Origin of the sequence: Bradyrhizobium sp. UFLA01-814 (assembly GCF_046718885.1) — a bacterium.
Classification (GTDB): Bacteria; Pseudomonadota; Alphaproteobacteria; order Rhizobiales; family Xanthobacteraceae; genus Bradyrhizobium; species Bradyrhizobium elkanii.
In genome coordinates this window covers 137,443-155,243 of record NZ_JAQOSR010000001.1, presented here as the reverse complement: position 1 = coordinate 155,243, position 17,801 = coordinate 137,443, and the positions used below count along the sequence as shown (strand labels likewise).

At 60.8% G+C, this 17,801-nt stretch carries 11 protein-coding genes; 3 read left to right on the top strand and 8 right to left on the bottom strand.

Translation table 11 applies throughout. The features are described from left to right. Nucleotides 1-2: 2 nt before the first annotated feature. The 4 genes from PMN64_RS00485 to PMN64_RS00470 form a co-directional block, all read right to left on the bottom strand. Nucleotides 3-827 (bottom strand): hypothetical protein, encoded by an 825-nt coding sequence (locus PMN64_RS00485; protein WP_411779211.1) that lies wholly within the window; start codon nt 825-827, stop codon nt 3-5. A 33-nt stretch (nt 828-860) separates the two neighbouring features. Beyond that, nucleotides 861-2,234: a hypothetical protein gene (locus PMN64_RS00480; protein ID WP_411779210.1), complete on the bottom strand. Its 1,374-nt coding sequence runs from the start codon at nt 2,232-2,234 to the stop codon at nt 861-863. Next, nucleotides 2,234-3,808, bottom strand: a complete 1,575-nt coding sequence (locus tag PMN64_RS00475) for a tyrosine-type recombinase/integrase (protein ID WP_411779209.1) — start codon at nt 3,806-3,808, stop codon at nt 2,234-2,236. Before PMN64_RS00475 ends, PMN64_RS00480 begins: the two co-directional genes overlap by 1 nt. A gap of 118 nt (nt 3,809-3,926) precedes the next feature. After that, the gene (locus PMN64_RS00470) at nt 3,927-4,319 is read right to left on the bottom strand and encodes a hypothetical protein (protein WP_411779208.1); all 393 of its coding nucleotides are present in this window, start codon (nt 4,317-4,319) and stop codon (nt 3,927-3,929) included. 99 nt (nt 4,320-4,418) lie between these two features. Here PMN64_RS00470 and PMN64_RS00465 point away from each other — a divergent pair, with 99 nt between their 5' ends. The 3 genes from PMN64_RS00465 to PMN64_RS00455 all read left to right on the top strand — a co-directional run bounded on the left by PMN64_RS00465 (nt 4,419) and on the right by PMN64_RS00455 (nt 10,366). After that, nucleotides 4,419-5,540, top strand: coding sequence for a helix-turn-helix domain-containing protein (locus PMN64_RS00465; protein ID WP_411779207.1), 1,122 nt, complete (start codon nt 4,419-4,421; stop codon nt 5,538-5,540). An 899-nt stretch (nt 5,541-6,439) separates the two neighbouring features. Then, nucleotides 6,440-8,191 (top strand): DUF262 domain-containing protein, encoded by a 1,752-nt coding sequence (locus PMN64_RS00460; protein ID WP_411779206.1) that lies wholly within the window; start codon nt 6,440-6,442, stop codon nt 8,189-8,191. A 123-nt stretch (nt 8,192-8,314) separates the two neighbouring features. After that, nucleotides 8,315-10,366, top strand: a complete 2,052-nt coding sequence (locus PMN64_RS00455) for a UvrD-helicase domain-containing protein (RefSeq protein ID WP_411779205.1) — start codon at nt 8,315-8,317, stop codon at nt 10,364-10,366. 8 nt (nt 10,367-10,374) lie between these two features. On the opposite strand, the gene PMN64_RS00450 is transcribed toward PMN64_RS00455, so the two are convergent. Genes PMN64_RS00450 through zorA form a run of 4 tightly spaced genes read right to left on the bottom strand, consistent with a single transcriptional unit; the run spans nt 10,375 to nt 17,703 of the window. Beyond that, nucleotides 10,375-13,368 (bottom strand): DEAD/DEAH box helicase, encoded by a 2,994-nt coding sequence (locus PMN64_RS00450; protein WP_411779204.1) that lies wholly within the window; start codon nt 13,366-13,368, stop codon nt 10,375-10,377. 1 nt (nt 13,369) lies between these two features. After that, nucleotides 13,370-14,761 carry an EH signature domain-containing protein gene (locus PMN64_RS00445; RefSeq protein ID WP_411779203.1) on the bottom strand — a complete coding sequence of 464 codons (1,392 nt, stop codon included), beginning with the start codon at nt 14,759-14,761 and terminating at the stop codon, nt 13,370-13,372. Continuing rightward, on the bottom strand, nt 14,758-15,657 hold the full coding sequence (locus PMN64_RS00440) for a flagellar motor protein MotB (RefSeq protein WP_411779202.1): 900 nt from the start codon (nt 15,655-15,657) through the stop codon (nt 14,758-14,760). The genes PMN64_RS00445 and PMN64_RS00440 overlap by 4 nt, the downstream gene beginning before the upstream one ends. Before the next feature lie 6 nt (nt 15,658-15,663). Then, entirely contained in the window at nt 15,664-17,703 is a 2,040-nt protein-coding gene (zorA, locus tag PMN64_RS00435) for an anti-phage ZorAB system protein ZorA (RefSeq protein WP_411779201.1), read from the bottom strand. Nucleotides 17,704-17,801 lie beyond the last annotated feature (98 nt).

Here is a 17,801-nt window from a genome sequence, read left to right as displayed (position 1 = left end):
GATCAGGCCCCCGGGTGCGGCTTCGCGCCGCGGACGAGCAAGTCCACCGTCAGGAAGAGCTTGTTCTTCTGCCGCAGGACGTCCGCGGCACGGCGCCTGAATTCCGCCGACCGGCGCGGATCCTTGCACTCCATTCCTTGCGGCGTCGGCATCAGCATGGATTCGAGGATGCCGACGTCCTCCAGGAACTTGTCGATGAGGCGCTCGAGGCGATCACGCGATCCGAGCCGCATGCCGATGGACTGGGGCAGCGTCAGGCCGCGACGCCGCGCCTTGTTCGTCTCGTAGGCCAACCTGGCTTCGCTGAAACCGAGCATCTTGCAGACGACTTCGTCCCGGCGCCGGTCGTGGCCGTAGACGCGCGTGCGGATGTTATTGGGCCGCCCCATGAAGTCGAAGCCGACGGGGTAGCGGTCGTCGGGCAGGAACAAGATGTATTCCTCGCCGTCCTGCTTGGGCGTGACGTCCACCAGCTTGCCGGCCGGCGTCTTCCAGACGACATGGAATTCGGCCGTGTAGAACAGGGAGGGGGCACCCCAGATCGTCCAGCCGTGGACCGGCTCTCCGCCCGCCTCGGCCACCCTGTCCGCCACGTTGGCGAAGCACCAGCCCTCGCGCGCGGTCGGAGACGGCACGACGTCGACGAAGATGGGGATCGGAGGGACGGTGTCGCCGACGTGGGCACAGAACTCGACGATGTCGCCGGTCACCTCGGGCGGCGACGTCTCGCACATGAAGAGATCGTCGTTCTCCGTGCTGGTCTTCAATTCGGGAAACCTGTCGAGGGTCATCTGGATCGCGGCGTAGCTGTTCGGGGCGTGCTTCATGGTCGTCACTCCTGTCAGGATTGCCTTGGGGGATCAGTTCGCGCTGGGGACTCGGGCCGCGCGCTTGGCGGCCTTCCGCGGCTTGCTGAACTTCTTCGCCTGCTTGGGACGCAGCCCGGCCTCGTCGAGGATCTCGCGCAGGCGCTTCAGCTCCATCTTCACGCCGTGCTTTTCGCGCAGCATCTCGAGGAAGACGTCGAGGCGGCGAACCGGGGCGTGGAGCTTGTAGAGCTTGAGGACGAGCCGGCGCCGTTCCTCGACGCGAGCGGGATCGCGGGCAGGCACCGAGAATTCGAGGCCGGCGGCCGCGACGGTCGCCCGCGCGCAGTACAGCGTGTAGGGATAGCCGTGCTCGTCGCAGAGCACTTCCTTCCAGAACTTGCGGGCGTCGCGGACGGGCGCGTGGATCTTGAAGATCTCCACGACCTTTTCGCGCCACTCCTTCTGCGCAATGCGGAGACCGAGAACCCCCGCCTTGGCCAGCACCTTGGAGAGCCAGGACTCGCTCACGACGATGCCGTGCTCGGTGTCGAGGTGCTTGCGGAACGCCGCCTCGCTCTCATGGTGACCGCGCTTGCGCCGCAGATCGACGATGAACGCCTTCTTCCGGTTCGGCGAGGGCAGCTTCTGCTTGAGACCGGCGACGCCCTTCTCGCGGTAGCGTCGGATCCAGCGGGCAACGTTGTCGAGGCCCAGATACATCGAGAAGTGCGTGGCATCGAGCTTCCGCTCGGTCCAGGCCTCGTAGAGCTCCGGAAACTCCGCGAGACGGACGCGCTCGCGCGCCTCCTCGTCGAGCTCGCGCCGCGACGTGCAGGCGAGCGCGCGTGCCACCGGCGTATCGAACGCCGGATCGGTCACCGACGGCAACACGATGCTCATCAGCGGGTGGCAGGCCTCGAGAAAGGCGCGCTCCTCCTCGATGTCGAACACGGGCGCCGCCCGTCCGAAGAGACCGTCGGCGATCTCGCCGCCGCCAACGGCCTCGCGGAAGGTCGCGAGCAGGTTGGACGGCAGATTCTCCGCGATGCCGTGACGGCGGCCGAATCCGACGATCTGCTCGCGCAGATTGCCGGGGGGCATCGGCGCCCCGCCTTCCGTGGTGAACAGCGTCGCGCCTTCGGAGCCGACGCCGGCCGCGTCCATCAGGCGGAGAGCCTGGTCGGCGAACGGCAGCAACGGCATCGGCCGCGGATCACCCGAGCGGCTGACTTGGAGCGTACCGTCGCGCCATGCGTAGCGAGGCAGCTTTTCGAGTTCGCAGAGCCTGCGGTGGCAGGAGGCGAGCACGCTGCTCGCCGCCAGGCCGCGAAAGGCGGTGCGCTCCGACCGGAAGCAGGCGCGCCACAGATCGGGGTCGAACACCTTGGCAGCCGACTTCCCCAGCGAGACTCCGGGCACGAGCATCACGACAGCACTCCGGCGTTGGCCGCGGCCAGGCTGCGCAGCTTGTCGCGCGTCTTGCGCTCGCGGCCCTCGCGCGGCAGCGCGCGGCTCGGCACGCGCGCATCCGGATCCGCCCGGTCGGGGAGGTCGGCGAACTTGACGCGCTTCAGCCGCGCGAGGTTCTCGCGGTCGCGCCAGGCCTTCGCCGCCACCTCCTGGGTCGAGGGGTGCCACTTGCGATAGACATCCTCGAGCGTGTCGACGGTGACGCCGATGAGATCGGCCGCGGCCTGGATCGGGACGCCGACGATGGCCTGCCAGGTGGCGCAGGTGTGGCGCATCGTATGCACGACGATCTGCTTGGAGAGCCCGGCGGCGTCGACGACCGAGTCGAAGATCGCGTCGAACGACGAGGTATAGGGCGCATTCTCCTTGTTGCGGACGACCTGGTCGTAGCGGTTCTTGGTATCGGCCGCGTGCCAGCGGCGGCAGTGCTGCAGGATGCGGTCCAGCATATGGGAGGTGGGCCGCTGGGTCTTGTTCGTCGTGAGCTGCTTGTAGCCGACGCGGCGGATGATGCCGTCGACGACGTCGATGTGACCCTGGGTGGCGTGCGCGTTCCAGAGGATCTTCTTGCAGGCGCTCTTCCGGAGGCCGGTGTAGACCATCAGGAGCAACGCACGCGCGATGCCCTTCGCCTGACGCGCGAGTTCGTGGTCGATGTAGTTGACGAGGCGGTCGACGCCATCGACGATCTTGCGGACCTTGATCCAGCCGCCGAGCGCGTTGAGCCAGATGCGGCCGCGGCATGCCCACAGGAGGCGCGCGAGATCGTCGCGGCACAGGAACTCCTCGCGGCGGACCTTGGTGGTCGGCAGCGGCAGCGGCGGCACCCAGTAGATGTGGCGTTCGTGCAGGTACTTGCCGATCTCGGCGCGCAGCCAGGAGAACGTGTCGCGGATGTAGGTGTAGGAGAGCGTCCGCGGCTTCTTGGCGCCCTTCTTCACCTTCACCTCGACATCGCCCTCGCCTCCGGACGTCTTGTTGGCGTAGGCGACCGGCACCTTGGCGAAGACGTCCCAGCTTTCGGCCAGCTTCGCTTCGGTGAACGTCCCGACCGTGAGCCCCTCTTCGAGGTTCTTGAGCAGGATGTTGCCCCGGCGGAACTTCACCTTCCACAGGTCGTGTTCGCGCTTGCCGAGGATTTCGGGGGGCTCGATGCCGATCGCGTTGCGGATGATCGCCTCGAGCGGGATCGACTCGGGATGGACGCGGGCGAGGCGCTCGGCGTCGGTGGCCATGCGCGTGGCGACCTTCAAGGTCTCGGCGAGCTCGCCCTCGCTCTCGCGCAGACCCGTCGAGGCCCCCTCGAGATAGAAGATCCCGTCGGTGGTCCCGGTGGTCGACCGCGACTTGCGGAGGACCAGGATGTCGTCGGACTTCTCGGGGCCCTTGGTCGCACCGCGACCCAACGCCAGCAGGCTGGCGGCGATGTTGCGCGGGCCGGGCGCGGAGCCCTCGGTGCTGACGACCGGCGACGGGACCGCCCCCATCGGCAGGTCCTTCTTCGTGTGCTTGTGCTTGGCGTACTTCATGGTGGCCTCCTTCTGGGTTTCGAGCGTTCTCTACTACGCTCCGATATGTGTGTAATAGACTACGCTCGCAGAGTCCATCGAGGCGGTTGTGCTCTCGATGGTCATGCTTAATGCGGGGTTAAGAGGAGCGGCGGGGACGCTTCAGCGTCTGGAGGCGCTCGACAGCAGTTCGGGCCGGCAACGACGCCTCGGCCTTCTTCGGCTCGGCCTCTGGCGCCGGTGCCGACACCGGCTGGGGCTTGGCGGCCATCCGGCGGATCGCCGGCACGCTCGTCGCCTCGATTGAACGTCTGGTGGTGAAGAATTTCGAGGCAATTTCCGCGACCGAGAGCTCCTCCTTGCGGACGGCGGTGCGAAGGGTCGCGGTCGTAATCGGCCCGTTCGGCCAGAAGAGATATGCCGCCTCGCTCAGAGTCAGCAGCTCATCAGGTCCCCAGGACCCGGGATCCGGGCGAGCAAGGACCCGCTCGCTGGGAGCCTTGCCGTCGGGCGTTTTGCGATCATTATGCATATGTGCATTCCTAATGCACAAAATGCGAGCCGGCCATTGAACGTCGCTGAAGTGGTTAACACCGGTCGAATCGTTATACTACGCTCGGAAGGTGGGCCTATGGCGGGTGAATCCAAATACTCCGGAAATCCGCGGCGGGCGGCACGGCTCGCCGCCGCGCGGCTGCATGCCGGCTACGCCACGGCTCGCGAAGCAGCTCAGCACTTCGGGTGGCCGGAGCCCAGGTACCGGTCGCACGAGGGTGCCATCCGCGACATGAACGCGGACACTCTTAAAGACTACGCGCGCGCCTACGGCGTCTCCGTGAAATGGCTCGGGGGCGACGATCCGGTCGAGGGCGAAGAGCCTGCCGACGGCGAAGAGGTGGCCGACAGCAAGATCGTCGTCGACCAACTCCGGGAGCGGCAGCTCGAATTGCGGGTCATGGCGCAACGCCGCCCCGCCGAGGGAGACGACGCGTTTCGCGCCCAGAGGCTGCGTCTGGCGCGCAGGCTCGCCGGATTTCCGACGCCGGCCGCCGCCGCGAAGGCCATGGACCTGCACCGGACGACCGTGAGCAGCGCCGAGCGCGGGTTGTTCGCCTTCGACATAGGCCAGGCGCGCATCTATGCCGCGGTCTACGGATGCGAGCCGGTCTGGCTTCTGGAGGGGAATCCGCCGAGCGGGTATCCGCCGGCCATCGAAGACCGACTCCCGGAGCTGCTCGCCACCTACGACAAGAACGACGAGGAGGCCCTCCCCCTGATGCCGACGTTCACGCCGCCGGCGCGCACCACGGCGGCGGAGCCGCCGATCGATCCTCGCGCGACGCCGACCTCCGCCGGCGAGACGCTTCCCGAATACGAAATCGAAGGACTCGCCCGCCTCATGCGCAAGCCGGACTCGGCGGCGCGGCCGGCGACGATGCGCGGCTGGTCGATGCCGGCCGCGTTCCTCGAAGGCGTGCTGCGGGCCGATCCCGCCGGCTGCGTGGTCGTCGCCGTGCCGAGACAGACCAGGACGGGCGGCTTCTCCGTGGCGCCCGGCGATCGGCTCATCGTCGACGCGTCGGTCCGCGAGATCTTCTCGGCCGTGTATGCGGTGCTGGTCGGCGAAGAACTCGTGATCGCCGACGCGAGGACGAACGAAGGTAAGGCCTTCGCGCTCAAGGCCACCCGCGGGGCGTCTCCGAAGACGATCCTGCTCGGCCAGATCGTCGGCAGCGTCGCGGCTCTGAGATGACCTACGATAATCCGAATCAAAGAAAGCGCTAGGGCACAGGGGTTTCTTGGATTGGATGGGGTCAGATTACATAGGAACCGGTTTTTGCGAAGTCCAAAGTCTCACGGGAGTCCAAATGGCGGAAGCGTGGATGGCAATTGGATTCGAAACGAACCGCCACGGACCTCAACGGATGTAGATCAACTGGACGGAGAGCGACGAAAAGCGTCGAAAACGAAGTAAAGCAAAGTTATTTTCGAAGTATTTCGGCGTATACGAAAACTTTGATTTGATCTACAAATTCTGAAAATCCTGCAATCGTAATATCTTATTTGGTTAAAGAGCAAGCGTTGGACGACAAATGGTTTCGTCGTTTTCGACTGTAAAACCATTAATAGGAGCTCAATCGCACCGACGTGCCCTTCATCACCGGCGATCAGCCCGTGAAGGGCACCCGCCCCGAGCCGACCTAGCCTCTCTCGATCTTCTACCCCATCTCGCCAACCGCCGCTCTCTTGATGCTGGACGTCGACGAAGATCCGATGCTTTCCGCCGACGGCCTCACGGCGATCAAGCCATGACTTAAATCGGCTGATCGCCTGGGCCTCCTATAAGCCGGTTTTTGCGCGATCCGCCGACTGCCTCCAGCCAGTCGTCTGAGCGGTCTAAGCCGCCTTACGCTGCGGCTTGGCCGCCGGCTTCTTCGCCCCCGCCAGCGCGTATGATCGAAGGGGACGTTAATCCTCCATGCCGCTCTCTTCTGGGGAGTGTCCCTCACCGCCGAGCAATCTCCTGAGCATCGGTTTGTAGCTTTGTCGCCAAGGCGAATGAAGTGCGGTTTTCAACTCGGCTTCGCAACTGGGTCGCCTTGACACGTGCGATGCGCGTCAGCTCTTATCGACGGTTGTGGGGGAGATGAAATGCCATTCGAAACGCCGATTCCGATCCGTCAGGCCATACAAAACATTCTCGATGGAAAATACGTACTTCCAGCCATTCAGCGCGAATTCATCTGGGAGCCCGAGCAAATTGAGCTTCTTTTCGATTCATTGTTGCGCGGCTACCCGATCAGCAGCTTTCTCTTTTGGGAAGTGCCTCGCAGTCAAGTGAACGACTGGCAGTTCTATCGATTTCTGACGCACTATCACGAGTACAATGCTCGGCACAACGCGCCGGCGCAATTGACAGGTGATCGCGATGTTACCGCCGTGCTGGACGGTCAGCAGCGACTGACGGCGCTCGTCATCGCCCTAACCGGCACCTATGCGAGCCGCACCAAGAACAAGCAACGTTCAAATCTAGCCGCATACCCGATCAAGAAGCTTTGCATCGATCTTCTCGGGCCGGCCGACGATACCGACGAGCAAAAGTTTTACGCCATCCGGTTTCTCACGACGGAGGAAGCCGCGGCCGATACCGAGCGCTTCTGGGTGTCGTTTCCTGAGCTGTTTTCGAAAATCAAGAATGTGAGCCATGTCTTGATGTTCATGGCGATGGAACGGATCAGCTCTGCCCCTCAAGAAAGGCGGGATTTTGCGGCACGGACGCTCGGCATGATCTGCGAGACATTTAATACGCTTGGGAATGTCAACTTCTTCCTGGAGCGCGAAGCCGATCTCGACAAGGTCTTACAGATATTCATCCGAATAAACAGCGGCGGCACAAAGCTGAGCTATTCGGACCTGCTGCTTTCGATCGCGACGGCTTCGTGGAAAGGCACCGATGCCCGTCAAGCCATCCACGCGTTTGTCGACGAATTGAACAGCGTCAGCGACGAATTGACTTTCGACCAGGATTTTGTCCTCAAATCCGCGCTGGTACTTTCGGATATATCTGACGTGAAGTTCAAGATCGAGAACTTCAATGCACAGAACATGGCCACCATCGAAAAGGCGTGGCCCTCGATCAAGACCGCCCTGTCGCTGACCGCCCACCTGGCCAGGTCCTTCGGACTAACCGATCGGTCGCTGCTCTCGGCAAACGCCTTGATTCCCATTGCGTACTACCTGCGAAAAAAGGGCGCCACCGACGCCTATTTGCATTCCTCGACCACCTCGGCGGACCGGGCCGGGATCCGTAGTTGGCTCACGAAGGTTCTTCTCCGGGGAACGTTCGGGTCGATGGGCGACACCATCCTCGCCGCGCTTCGTGGGGAGTTGCAGAGCGCTTCCGTCGACGCGTTTCCGGAATTCGCGATAAATGACCGGCTCACGCAGCTTAACCGATCCATCAAATTCTCGCCGGATGAGATCCAGAATCTATTGGGGCTACAATACAAAAACCGGCAGACTTTCCTCGTTTTGAGCGTGCTTTATCCGAACTTCGATTTCTCAAATGGCTTCCATATTGATCATGTCTATCCCAGAAGTAAGATGACGGAACGCCGGCTCCTGGCGAAAGATGTGAGCGCGCCAGATGCGCGCGAGTGGCCAAACCTCAGGGACAATCTCGCCAATCTGCAATTACTGCAGGGCGGGCCCAACCAGGCCAAATCGGATAGCGACTTCGACGACTGGCTTGACCACGAACTAGGGGACAGCACAAAGAAGGGCTATTTTCTGGCGATGCACCACTTTCCAAGCTGGTCATCGTTCCCCTATGCAAAATTCGGCGAATTCCTTTCGGAGCGCGAGGCGATCCTCGCGAAACACCTTGAAAAGGTTCTGACCTAGATCAGATTGGGTTGTCCAATGTGGTGCGACGAGCGAACGGGAAAATAGTGGACCGCTAAGCGAGCTTCCATCGAACGGTGAACTGCATAGCCAAACGACTAATGACGTGGGAAGCGCACAACGGTGCTTGAGCTCGCGAACACCTTTCATCGTAGCCTAAACCGGCTTACCAACGCCGAGCAAACGGCCACCAAGACCATAATCGTCGACTATATGTCGGATCCATCGCGGCCCGGCTTGTCGTTGCACCGCGTAGACAAGGCGCGGGAAAAGAATTTCTGGACGATCAGGGTCAACCGCGACCTGCGCATCGTCGTTTATAAGCACGGTCAAAAGTCGGTCTTCTGTTATGTCGCCCATCACGACGATGCCTATTCTTGGGCGGAACGGAGACGGTTCGAGGTTCATCCTGTCACCGGCGCCGCGCAAATCGTCGAGCTCGTTGAAGTCGTTCGCGAGGAAATTAGGACGGTTATTCGTGCACCAGAAAGGCGCGGCATATTTGCGAACGAAGACCGAGATTACCTCCTTTCATTCGGGGTACCGGCAACCTATCTCGAACTGTTGCTCCAGGTCGACGAAGACGGATTGTTCGAACTTCTCCCGCGACTACCGGAAGAAGCACAGGAAGCTTTGGTGGCAATCGCGGCCGGCGAGCGACCCGAGCCTCGTCCGGTCATGCAAATCGACAACAAGGCTGACCCCTTCACGCACCCCGACGCTCAACGGCGTTTCTGGGTTGCCAGCGACGAACAGATGGTTGCTCAGGCGCTTGAGAAGCCGTGGGCGGAATGGCTCGTTTTTCTCCACCCGTCTCAACGAGCCGCCGTAGAAAGGAACTTCAACGGGCCGGCGCGGATATCCGGATCAGCCGGAACGGGAAAGAGCGTCGTTGCCATGCATCGCGCCGCTCATCTCGCACGCCAACTCCACTCCGGAAGAATCCTGCTGACGACCTTTTCGAAGATCTTGTCGGAGAGACTATCCGAAGGAATGGATGCCCTGTTGGGATCTTCATCTGAGGCGCGCCAAAGAGTAGATGTAGTCCACCTTCATGCGTACGCCCACAGTCACGCCTCGAGACTCAAGCCGCTGGCGATTGCCGACGATCGGACGATCGATGATTTCATTGAACGTGCTCGGCGCGGCCTGGATCCGACCATCACGACCAGCTTTTTAAGGACCGAATGGGACGCCGTCGTGGACTATTGGGGCATTAAAACGTTCGACGAATACAAGGTGATCGCTCGTAACGGCCGCGGTATGGCTTTAAACGCTGCCCTTCGTCGAAAATTGTGGGACGTCTTCGAGCGCGTGCAGCGGCAACTGGCGACGAACGAATTGCATACGTTCGGCGAGGTCTGCGATCGTTTGCGACAGAGGATCGAACAGGACGAGACTCGGCCCTTCACGCATGTCGTAGTGGACGAAGCTCAAGATCTCGGTCCGCGCGAACTGAGATTGGTCGCCGCCCTCGCACCGACCGGCTCTCGCCCGCTGACCTTTGCCGGCGATGTCGGTCAGCGCATTTTCCGCTGGCCTTTCTCCTGGCTCGGCGCCGGGATCGACGTTCGTGGACGGTCTCACCGTCTCAAGGTCAATTATCGAACGACTGCAGAAATACGTCTATTCTCGGACCACCTACTGCCGGCTCGTCTAAACGAGCTGGATGGAGAGCCGGAAGAGCGCGCGGCCGTCTCCTTGTTGCACGGCCCCAAGCCCGACTTGAAAGACGCGAACGACCCCGCAGCAGAAGTGGACATCCTGGGCGAATGGTTGATCGGACTTCGGGATCGCGGGTTCGCCCCCGGTGAGATCGCCATCTTTGCGCGCACGCGACGGGCGCTTCAAGAACGAGCCGGACCCGCTTTAGAGCGGGCCGGCATTGGCGGCACTTGGCTCGGTCCGGACAAGACCCATGAAGACGGGAAGATCATTTTGGGCACGCTTCATTCCGCCAAGGGCCTCGAGTTTCGGGCGGTCGCGGTCGTCGCTTGCGACGACTCTCATGTCCCTCTTCAGGCTGCCTTGGACCTGGCGAGCGAGCCGGACGAGAAGCGCTTGACGCGCGAACGGGAGCTGAGCCTCTTGTATGTCGGCTGCACGAGAGCGCGGGATCAGCTGCTGATAACATGGTCCGGTAACCGATCGAGATTTCTCGATCCCGTGAAATAGGAACGCGATCAATTCCTCACGGTCTCGCCGAACAGGCTGTCGATATCGCCGTCGCTTGTCGGCGGCGCGAGCATGTCGCGCGACAAGGTGCGCTTGGCCTCAAGCAATCTGTCCAAGACCTCGTCGAACGACTCGTTAGGCAGATCCGGATGGGTGGCCATCGGGATGTGGATGTTGACCGGCTTGGTCTGCCCTATCCGATATGCGCGATCGTTGCACTGGTCTTCGACGGCCGGATTCCACCACCTGCTAAGGTGTATGACGTGGTTGGCCGCGACGATGTTCAGGCCGACGCCAGCCGCCTTGGGAGAGAGAATCAGCAGGCCGAATCCGTTTCCCGCCTTCTCGAAGCTCTCGACTATCGCCAAGCGACGCTCACCGGGCGTGGAGCCATTAATGATCGCCGGCCGCCTGTCCAGACCGAAGGTGATGGCCAATCCTCGCGCAAGCACTTCCTGCATAGCGAGGTTCTCGATGAAAAGAAGGGCCTTCTCTTTTCGGCTGGCGATCTGCTCCAGCAGCCTGACCGTCGTCGACAGGCGAGCGGATCCACGCACGAACATGTCGAACCGAGCCTTGTTCGTCACATCGATCGAAGCAGGATCCTCCGGGTGCAGCGAAATGCCTCGCATTCCATGCAACACCTTGAGCATGAAACCCGGGGATCGATCTCGACTGCCGCGGGCTTCCTGGATCAACTCTCGATATGCCTGAGCTTGTGCCGTAGGCATCGCGGTCGGATACTTTTTTTCCTGCTTCGCTGGAAGCCCTTCCAAGATATCGGCTTTCATCCGACGCTTCATGACCGGGGGCGCCGCTTGCTGGGGTGAATCAAGCGACCGCTTCAATTCGCTCAGCTTATCCCGATTCTCCTTCTGAAATGCTTTTGAGAAGCTTTTCAGGTCACCCAGGAACCCCGGGATCAGTCGGTCGAACAGGCACCAAAGATCTTCCATTCGATTTTCGATCGGGGTACCGGTCAGGCCGATGACGAAATCGGCATTCAGCGCTTTTGCCGCCTTCGTGTTCAGGGTATCCGGCGACTTGATCTTCTGCATCTCGTCGAAAAGCACGACCGGATAGGCGATCCGCGCGAACGATCTTTCATGGTCGGTCAGGGTCTCATAGGTCGTCAGAATCCAGTCGGCTTCGCGCAACCGAACGACGTCGAGCGTGTCCTGATCCCTCCCCTCTGCGGAGCGCGGCAGCTTGAGCTGCTTGAGCGCGCTGCCGTAGGCATCGATCCGCTGTCCTAAGCCGAGGTCGGAAAGTCGGTCGAGGCTCTCTTTCTCCCAATTTCTGAGCAGGGCGGTTGGCGCCACGATGAGGCAGGGTCCATGCGTCGGGACCCGAGAACGCGATGCTGCCGCGTTGGCCTTGAGCCAGGCGAGAAACGCGAGTGCTTGGTATGTCTTGCCCAAACCCATATCATCGGCAAGGAGAACACCCGGCCAGCCAGCTTTCCAAGCCTGGACCAGCCACTGAAAGCCCTCGGATTGATGAGGTTTAAGAGGAGTCGACCCCATCCGCGCCGCCGGCGGCGCATCGGTGTCAATCAGCGCCGTCCGTTGCCTCCGTTCGAGTTCATACTCGACGTCGTCGAAGTTGGTCTTCTTGATCAGGAGGACCAGTCGTTGTTTGGGGTCCCCGCCGAAGTCTTCCGCGAGAGACTCTTTCGACGTCGAGCCGTCGTCCTGCCGCCCCGCTGCCGATCGGCGACGCTCGTCCGCGAGAACTTCCGGGGCAAAGTCGATTGGAATGGGACAGCCGCGAATGACGACATGCGCGTCGCCGCGAATCTCGGCCGATTGAATATCCCTCTCGACCTGTTCCAATTCCTCCGCGCTCAGTGGCGCGAGTTCCTCGACCGGCCCGTCTACGATCCACCCTGCTTCGGGCAGCCATGCATTGGGGCGTCGCGTCAACCAGGGAAGCTGAGGGCGCTCCCAAAGCCCAAGCCCTTCCACGCGGTCGGAATAGTGCTTGGTCTCGACAAACAATTGTCCAGGCACGGCCTTTTCGTTGGCGCTCTCCAATGCGTGAGCGATGGCGGCACGTGGGTTGCGAACGAATTCGCGACGCGCCTGTTCAGACCCCTTTCGCTTTTCCGTCAGGACGTTCAGCGCAAGCTTCAACGCCGAATCGACGAGGACGAAGCGATTTCGACCGACCTGATAGGCATCCCTCGCCGAGCCCGTTCTATCGATCGCTTGCTCGACAAACGAGCGCTGATCTTCTGCGGATAGCAAAGCCTCATTCCATCCCCCTAACTCGTGGGATTGATTTGAGGCAGGCTCAATGTCGGCGGCGTCATTTGGTTCGTCGTCTTGTAAAGCGAAAGCCCGATTCCGGCTCATCAGCACAGGAGTGAAATCCACTCCATTTGAGGTCTCGCGGACATCGAGAGCAAAAGCACCGGCCTGATATAGCGTAAACGTCTCAAGGAAGCCGTCGCGCTGTACTTCCGCTCCCGTGATCCGCCTTAGCGCGTCTTGCACCGGCAGCCAGGCAGACACCCTCTGCTCGAGATCGCGCCCGACGGTCTCATTGTACCCATCCACCGCTCCGATCAGAGAAAACAAGGTCGAGGTGAGGCGGCCAACCTGCTCCCCCCACTGCAACAGCAAGCCTGCCCTCTTTGGCCGAACCTCGCTCCCCCACTTGTCGGTCCAACGCAGTTTCAGCAAGCCGCGGGCGTCTTCGATTCTTCCATCCAAAGCTATCGATAGTCCGAGCGCAGCGGGAGGCGGAAATCCGAGTGCGACAGAAATTCGGTCCGTGAACGACGCTGCGTCCGTAGGAGATATCCAGACTTCCAGGTCCGTCGATTTGGCCGCACCGTTGTCGACCAGCGCCTCCAATTCTAGAAGAGCTTCCCGGTCCAAACCAGCCGCTGACCAACTCGAGCGTGGAATGTCGTTCACCCGACCGAAGCTGCGCTTTTCGAAAGCCCGAACCCGGACCCGGTCCGTCTCGAATATCGTTTTGAAGAACGCCGTCATCTCAACGCACCGTATATTCGGCTTCTTGGATGCGGACGCCCGTCAGCTCTTGCAATCTGCGAGCCACGCGATTTTGCCAGACATAGTTCTCCGAACCACCATGGCCGAAGATGTCATGTTGTCTCAGATTTTGCTCGGTGCGATCGGCCGGCAAATGGCGTCTGACGTCGTCAGAGCTATACGACGAAAGATTCAAGCTCGGCGTCTTGGTGGCGCTACGGTTGGGCCAGATATTGCAATATCCATTGTAGCTCCAATCCGCGACGATGCACTGTCCGAAGTCCAGCAGGAGCACGGCATGTCCTTGTTGAATGCTCTTCCGACCGCTCCTATCGAACACCCCGAAAAGTGCTTCGCGTCCGAACGCCCTTCGAGCTTCCAGTGCGCCGTCATCGCCGAAGACCACCCACGCGTTCCTGATGAGGCCGTGGTTGTGAAACGCCAGCCAGAATTTGCGCCTGTACTTCCAGGCACCGTCCGGCGCGATCCTGTCGACGACGTCGAAGAACTGTCGCAACGACTGCTCGGTCAACCACCGCTTCAAAATATCCGAGACATCATCCAAGCCGATCCAGGACGCCCGATTGATGCGAGGATCGCCGAAACGCGTCGTAAGGAAGCCGGAAATCAGGTCACGGTCGGTCTGGGCCGGAATCATATTGCCGAATGGCAAAGTCAGTGCGCGCGCCATTTCCTTTCCCCAAACCGGGAAGAGGAGCTTGTCATCCGGTCCAAGGCACCACCGCCGGATGGTATCGAGCCGCTCCGCTGCCGCCGTGATGGGAGTACCTCGCAATACAGTTAGCCCGGCACCGTGCATGAATCCCGCAAAGCCGCTCCCGGCAAACGAATTCGAGAGACCTATCGCCTGCAGAAACGTCTGCACGCTTATCTGCCTGCCGAGTGCGACGCGCGCCATCTGGACGATCGGCGCGGGTCCGTTGAACACGTCATATCGCGCATTGAGACCCGTCCAAGGTTCTCCCGCGACAGGTGCGAAGCTGCTGAGAACGTACGATATGCGGTCGAGCCGCGGGCGATCTGGCGCGAACTCGGACAGGTAGACAGAGGCGAGTTGGCGATAGGGGCGCTTGCGTCGCATCTCCGCGACTCGAGCAAGGACGCTGTCCAGCGCCTCGTCATGCTCGGCTATGGCCGGCTCCGTACTCCAAATGCACCATATGATCTTGTTCCAATCTCCGACCGTTGGCTCTCTGCCTCGGGAGAGTTGGTGCATGAACCTATCCGCCACTGTGTTCAGATCGACGGCCGGCTTCTCGGATTCACCAGTCGGCATCGACGACAGCTCCGAAAGAAGCCGCGACACTGCTGTCGGCTCGGCCAGCAGCGGGAGGGACCGTTTCCTCGCCTTCAAAGCCGCACGAAGGGTCATTCAGATCGCCCTTTCAGCTCCTGAATGGCGGTTCTCATCTTCTGAAGGAGACCTCGCACGTCTTCCAGACCAGAGCTCGGATCGGTATCCATCACGAACCGCAAGTCTATTCTTCGATTCTTTCCCCATGCGGCCGCCGTACCGGAAGGATCGATCGGACGGGTCGACGAATAGCCCGAAATCGATAGAATCTCTTCGTCGCGCCGGTTGATCAACTTGCGTAGTTCCGGGGCGATCGCGGTGAGCTCGCGATAGGTGCTGGCAGCACGCTGAGCCGACAATGACCAATTTTGATCATCATTCCCGGTCTCATCCGTGTGTCCCTCGATGAAGACGGTTTCGACCGAGGCTTGATCCGAGGAGCGGCACGCCGACTTCGTGCGCGAGCGCGGGCAAATCGAATAGCCGGGCAGAACTCGAGCCAATACCCTGGCGATCTTTCCCACGTTCTTCTTGGCGTCACCGAGAAGCGCGAAATTATTGACTGGGAACTGGACCGCAGCCTCCGTCAGGCGAAGGACGTCGCCGGACGGCGATATCTCGACAGTAAGTCCTTCTCTGCTCAACTGATCTCGGACTTCGGTAAGAAGACGCAATCGCAGCTCGCTCGCTTCCCGGATTTCATCGAGCCGCTTCCGGATCCGTGCCTCCGTTTCGTCGAGCTCTCGTCCTACCGATTCCGCTACTTCGATCTTCGCCGACTGCACCTTCGTCTTCGCCACTTGGACATCGGTCTGCTGCCGAAACAGGAGAGCGAAACTCATGAGCATGATGATGAAGATGAACAACATCCCCACCATCATATCCGTCATCGAGATGAAATAGTTCTCATCATCCCCGTGTGCGTCGGATGGCCTTTCGGGCACGAATTCGCCTGTTGCTTCGTGATAGGTCATGTCGCCTTACTCGGCAGCTTCACGAGCCGTCATTGCGTGCACAAAACTGTCGAGCGTCTCGTTGAGGGTCTCGACGCTTTCTGACAGGTTCCCCACCGCAGCGTTGATCTTGCCTAGAATAGCGCCGGTGTGATCGTCGATTTGCTTGACGAAGTCGCGCATCGCTTCCTGGTGCCTGGATACTTCCTCGTGGAAGCGGTCCGCGGCATTTCCCAGATCTTCATCGACGGATTTGAATCGCGCTTCGTACTGGTCCCAGACCCGCGCGATCTGCTCAAGATGCTCCGAAAGCTTCTCCGCGACCTTTTCGGCAGAACCTTGGGAGCTTGAAAGCGCCTGAACGGACTCCGCCATGCTGGCACTCATCCGTTCGGTTGAATCCGCGACCCGAGCCGAGTGCGTCAAAAGTGGCTGGCTTGCCGACCGTACCTCGCTCGCCACCCGCGTGAAAGCATCGGCCGTGTCTCTCGAACGATCGCTGATGGTTTCGATTTGTGCGGTCTGTCCGGAAAGTGCCGCGGAGACTGATCGCAGGGTCGCCGAAAGAGAGGCGATATCGCTCCGCAGAACTCCGACCACTTCATCTATTCCCGCGTGCACGGCCGCGGCTGCATCCTGTCCCGCCGTTACGGATCGCCGAGTACTATCTTCAAACTGATCGGCGAGCCGCTTCTGGAGGCCCGCAAGCGTGTCTCCGAAGCCTTTCGATTGCGATTCAAGACTTTCGATCACCTGAGCCAGGCCGGCCTGAACCGACTTTGCGACGTCTGCCGCGGAGCCGCTGAGGTTCTGACTGGCCTGAGCGAGCACGCTGCCGATCGTCTCCGCTGCTTGCGTGAGCTGCTTTGAGAAGTCCTCTCCCGAGCCCGACAGGTTGTTTTGAGTTCTGTCCAGCGAGTCGCGGAGGCTCTTGAGCGCACCGACGATCTCTTGCATCTCCCGACTGGCGCTTTGGTCAAGTCGGTCGACGAAGTTCTGGACCAAGGCATCCGCGCCTGTCCGGGAGGTTCGCGCGAGCTCCTCCGTCGTGCGTTCGAGGCGATCGGAGAGCGGACCAACGGCTTGAGTTATCGCATTTCCCAGTGCTGGGGCTACGCTCTCTCCCAGACGGGCGAAGAAGCGCTCACTATTAATCTCTTTCAATTGATCCCGTTGCGCGGCGAGTATCTGACGGGATTCTTCCGCGATTCGCTGGGGCGGAGAATAGAGCATTCGTTGTTCGATCGAGCGGGCGAGCCCCTCGAAGGCACCCTCGATCCATATCTGATACGTTCGAAACGCCAGAGCCAAGCCTAAGGATGCACCCAAGCCGGCGATCGAGGTCGAAAACTTGAACGTGGCTGCGGCAAGCAATTCGTTCAGAGAAGCGGTCATCGCCTCGGCCGAGCCTGCGGCGGTGCTGCCCGCGGCGAGATTCAACGCCAGAACGAGCCCGATGAACGTCAACAATAGTCCGAGCCCGACGAAGTATCCGGGAATTGAGCCCATCATCTTGAGCCCGAAAAGCTCACCGCGAGCGTCGACCAGGTTGATGTAGGATTGAGGACGAACTGTATATCGTACGACGTTGTCCTCTCGGATGACCGTCGCAGCGAATTGCCGCCAGCCATGTCCGACCACAGCGTTACGCTCGAGCCGGCCTGAAATCCTGTCGAAGTTCTGCGCGAATCCCGCAAAATCACGGGGGCGGCCGAGAAGGCTCCTGGCGCCCATCAGAGTCGCACGCAGAAGGAGCACGTGAGAGACGAAGAAGGCCACCGCCAATGCGATGGCAATTTGAGCTATTCCCGACGACAGTGCGAACGCGAAGCTCCGCTCCGCGACGTGTCCGATGTCGCCATTTGCGACTTCACGGAATACCTCGAGAACGTGGCCCCATTCCGAGAAAGGCGCAACTTGGGCCAATACTGAGAGAGCGGCCGCGAAGGCGCCCCAAAAGAGCGCAATGCGGAACCAGCCACGCCAAAGAAACGATGAACCCAAGAAACTCAACCCTGCCCCCAAATTGATATCCGCGGAAACTACATTTCCATCTTCGACTGACAACTGAACTTCAGTTCAACCCTGCCCGGCGTGGCAGAGAACTGGGGAACCTCAAAATTCCGAAATCAATGAGCGCGATCGGCGAAGGAGAACTGCGTCAA

Bases quoted from the DNA above. Each gene is read 5' to 3' on its own strand.
- PMN64_RS00480 (WP_411779210.1), bottom strand. From the start codon at position 2,234: ATGCTCGTGCCCGGAGTCTCGCTGGGGAAGTCGGCTGCCAAGGTGTTC.
- PMN64_RS00475 (WP_411779209.1), bottom strand. From the start codon at position 3,808: ATGAAGTACGCCAAGCACAAGCACACGAAGAAGGACCTGCCGATGGGG.
- PMN64_RS00485 (WP_411779211.1), bottom strand. From the start codon at position 827: ATGAAGCACGCCCCGAACAGCTACGCCGCGATCCAGATGACCCTCGAC.
- PMN64_RS00460 (WP_411779206.1), top strand. From the start codon at position 6,440: ATGCCATTCGAAACGCCGATTCCGATCCGTCAGGCCATACAAAACATT.
- PMN64_RS00450 (WP_411779204.1), bottom strand. From the start codon at position 13,368: ATGACGGCGTTCTTCAAAACGATATTCGAGACGGACCGGGTCCGGGTT.
- PMN64_RS00445 (WP_411779203.1), bottom strand. From the start codon at position 14,761: ATGACCCTTCGTGCGGCTTTGAAGGCGAGGAAACGGTCCCTCCCGCTG.
- PMN64_RS00440 (WP_411779202.1), bottom strand. From the start codon at position 15,657: ATGACCTATCACGAAGCAACAGGCGAATTCGTGCCCGAAAGGCCATCC.
- PMN64_RS00470 (WP_411779208.1), bottom strand. From the start codon at position 4,319: ATGCATAATGATCGCAAAACGCCCGACGGCAAGGCTCCCAGCGAGCGG.
- PMN64_RS00465 (WP_411779207.1), top strand. From the start codon at position 4,419: ATGGCGGGTGAATCCAAATACTCCGGAAATCCGCGGCGGGCGGCACGG.